The following is a 3,176-nucleotide window of genomic DNA, read 5'->3' on the forward strand; positions in this document are numbered from 1 at the left end:
CTGTGGATTATGCGAAACGATCTAATGCCAAAGATGCTTTAGCGTATTTGAAAAATCTTTCATAAATGAAAGTTGAGTTAGTGTCTGAGAAAGCCTCTTGTTTTTAAGAGGCTTTTTTATTGGCCTCAAATTATGTTAAAACCCTGCCAGAATGTTTGTCGGGCTGGTATACACTTCAGTGCATTCCACTTTAGCTTCTAAAAATTTTGACACGAATTTCACGAATTTTCACGAACTTACTCATACACTGAGGAAACCTATTCAAATTTTTCACTATAAATTTCACAAATGCAACAGACTTTTAGTCTATTTGAAAAACCTCCGTCAGAACGTTTGTCGAGGTGTTATGGACTTTAGTTCATTGATTTGGTGCTATTTTGCAATTCATCTTCTCTTATGTAATTTACAAAAGCTCAGAATTAATGTCTAAAATATTCTCGGCGTTGTAGCGATCTAAAAAAGAGTCGGTTAGATATTCATGTCCTAAAAGGGATTCTTTACTGAGAATGTCTTTTAAATTTAATTTCCTGTAGTCCTGAAGATAGTCGCACGACAGAGCTTTGTAACTATAATGCCAAGGTTCGTACTTAAAACCTTTTCGGTCAGGAAGATTGGTGTAAACTAAATAAAATCCATAGTCTTTAGAATGTTCATCCATCCATTTTTTAAGTTTTACATAGCTTCCTTTGCCTTCAAAATGACCTGGACTCAATACATTTTTAGGTTCTGGAACATTGGCATCAATAATATCCATATCAGTGCCCCAATGATGGCGGGAAGTTCCAGGAATTGTAGAGTATTCTATGATTTTTTCAATGGCTTTTTCTGGCGATAAACCGTTCTGAGTAAAGCTTTTGTATTTACGTTCCCAAATTCTATTTTGATGGGCAAAATTCCGATAACTAGAAACGACTTGAATCGAAATATTCTCCTTTAAAGCTGCGTTTTTCATTAAGATAAAAGCATCATACGCCTCTTTTCGTAGTTGAAATCCGTCGCCGTAAAGTTTTGGAGTTCCTTTTCCAATCAATTCCTCATAACTCAAACTGGAATTTTGAAATGCGAATTGTGGTAAAACTCCTAAGGCAATTCCGCCAAGGATCGCAGTTTTTATGAAATCTTTTCTGTTCATATTTTTTAGTAATTATATTTCAATTGAAAGACAGATTATCTTATGAGAACTCAGGATTATAAATATTTTTAAATTTTTCCAAAAATATAGATGGTAAAATAGTCTGATCTTAAAAATTCAACTCCCGACAGAATGATTATAAGGCTGGTAAATTCCCATTACTTCACAGTTTAAGTCTTTGTTCTTGATTCTAACAGCGAAGTGGTCTTTGTTCTTTTCGTCTATTCATATTTTTTTAAAATCAATCAAAATTAACTAATTTATTTCTGAAGGAATTTATTTAATTTTACTTAAAATTTAAAGTATGCCCATTTCATTTAAAATCATTGAGCCTTCGCAGATTAATACGATCATTCCCTTAATGCTCAAATTAACTCATAATAAAGTTTCTGAAGCGATCCTGAAACAACGTTTTGCTGAAATGGTTACTCAGAATTATGAGTGCGCGGCAATTTATGATGGCGAAAAGCTCATCGGTATCGCCGGCATGTGGTTTTGTACGCGTCATTATTCTGGCAGAAGTGTAGAACTCGATCATGTTTTTATTGATGATGGGTATCGAAGAAAAGGTCTTGGTAAAAAATTCATGAAATGTATCTACGATTATGCCGCTCAGAAAGGTTGCCAAGCGGCAGAACTCAATACATATGTCCAAAATACGCCCTCACATAAATTTTATATGAACGAGGACTTTGAGATTTTGGGGTATCATTTTTTGAAGAAACTTTAGTTGATTATAGGGTTATTACACAGAGATACGCTGAGGTTTCACGGAAATGCACTGAGAAAATGTGTCTATTATGATTTCAGTTAAGGAAATAATCTTTTTTTTGACACGAATTTCACGGATTTTCACTGATTTCTATAGCTATTACACAGAGGTATGCTGAGATTTCACGGAGGTGCGCGGAGATTATGTTATAATTTCAGTTGAGGAGATTAATCTTTTTTTTTGACACAGATTTCACGAATTTTCACGGATTTCCATAACATAGAGTTACGCTGAGATTTCACGGAGGTGCACTGAAAATTGGACTTGTTACACCAAAACTTTGCGTCTTAGCGCCTTTGCGAGAAATTATAAAAGTTGTCTATTCTCTATATTCTACCCTCTATGAACTACCCTCTATTTTAGTTCGCTCAAATCCGTTCCCGTTTCTACTTCGTAAGGAGCTTTGTTGTATTCAAAAATGCGCGCGTCCAATTCGCCTTCTAAAAAAATCTGATCGCCATTTACTTCTAACCAACTGCCTTCTCGGAGTCCAATAACGGGTTGTGAATTAAAAGCATGAAACTCCTGGATTCGTGTTTCCCTGGTTTCGCCCATGTGGGTGCTGTTTGTATCTGGATCTAAATAATGCGGGTTGATATTAAACGGCACCATCGCTAAAGTCTTGAAACTTGGTGGATACACGATAGGCATATCATTAGTGGTGTTTATGGTAAGTCCGCAGATATTGCTGCCTGCGCTCGTACCAAAATATGGCGTTCCATTATTGATGACTTCTTGGAGCGTGCTCATCAAATCATTTTTATAAAGTTGATTGACCAAGACGAACGTATTCCCACCGCCAACAAAAATTCCTTTGGCATTATTTAAAGCGTCTTTAGGATTGTCAAACTCGTGAATGCCTTTGACTGCTTTTCCGATTTTAGAAAAAGCTTCCTGCGCTTTTTTTGTGTATTCTTCATGACTTATGCCACCTGGACGGGCGTAAGGAATAAATAGAATAGTTTCTGCATCTTTAAAAAAGAACATCAATTCTTCTAAAAGATAGTCTAAATAGTCACTTCCATAGATGGTTGATGTACTGGCAATTATCATTTGTTTCATAAGGTCAATTTTTAGGTAATAGAGGTCTTGATTTGGAACCGATTTTTTAAATAAACATCCCGAAATTTGATCGTAAGGGGTGAATTCTCGATTATTTTGTTGTAAATTTAAGTAATCTGCCAATTTAACAAAAGTTTAATCAGGCTTTATAGATTAATTAAGAGAGTTCATACTTTCTTTAGCATCCCAACTAAAATTATATCTTATGAA

The 3,176-nt window shown here is 35.0% G+C and carries 3 protein-coding genes; 1 reads left to right on the plus strand and 2 read right to left on the minus strand.

Annotation, left to right across the window (positions count from 1 at the left end; translation table 11 throughout):
* Positions 1-403 precede the first annotated feature (403 nt).
* Positions 404-1,132, minus strand: coding sequence for a M15 family metallopeptidase (locus ABIQ28_RS08805; RefSeq protein ID WP_348036518.1), 729 nt, complete (start codon positions 1,130-1,132; stop codon positions 404-406).
* Between the two features lie 304 nt (positions 1,133-1,436).
* On the opposite strand from ABIQ28_RS08805, the gene ABIQ28_RS08810 reads away from it, so the two are divergent.
* Positions 1,437-1,862, plus strand: a complete 426-nt coding sequence (locus tag ABIQ28_RS08810; protein ID WP_348036519.1) for a GNAT family N-acetyltransferase — start codon at positions 1,437-1,439, stop codon at positions 1,860-1,862.
* A 396-nt stretch (positions 1,863-2,258) separates the two neighbouring features.
* Here ABIQ28_RS08810 and pepE read toward each other — a convergent pair whose 3' ends face one another.
* Positions 2,259-2,966, minus strand: coding sequence for a dipeptidase PepE (pepE, locus tag ABIQ28_RS08815; RefSeq protein ID WP_348036520.1), 708 nt, complete (start codon positions 2,964-2,966; stop codon positions 2,259-2,261).
* Between the last annotated feature and the right edge of the window lie 210 nt (positions 2,967-3,176).

Origin of the sequence: Gelidibacter sp., assembly GCF_039916245.1 — a bacterium.
GTDB lineage: Bacteria > Bacteroidota > Bacteroidia > Flavobacteriales > Flavobacteriaceae > Gelidibacter.

What these genes read in the sequence shown, in the direction of transcription:
- ABIQ28_RS08805 (WP_348036518.1), bottom strand. Translation starts at nt 1,132, where the DNA reads ATGAACAGAAAAGATTTCATAAAAACTGCGATCCTTGGCGGAATTGCC.
- ABIQ28_RS08810 (WP_348036519.1), top strand. Translation starts at nt 1,437, where the DNA reads ATGCCCATTTCATTTAAAATCATTGAGCCTTCGCAGATTAATACGATC.
- pepE (WP_348036520.1), bottom strand. Translation starts at nt 2,966, where the DNA reads ATGAAACAAATGATAATTGCCAGTACATCAACCATCTATGGAAGTGAC.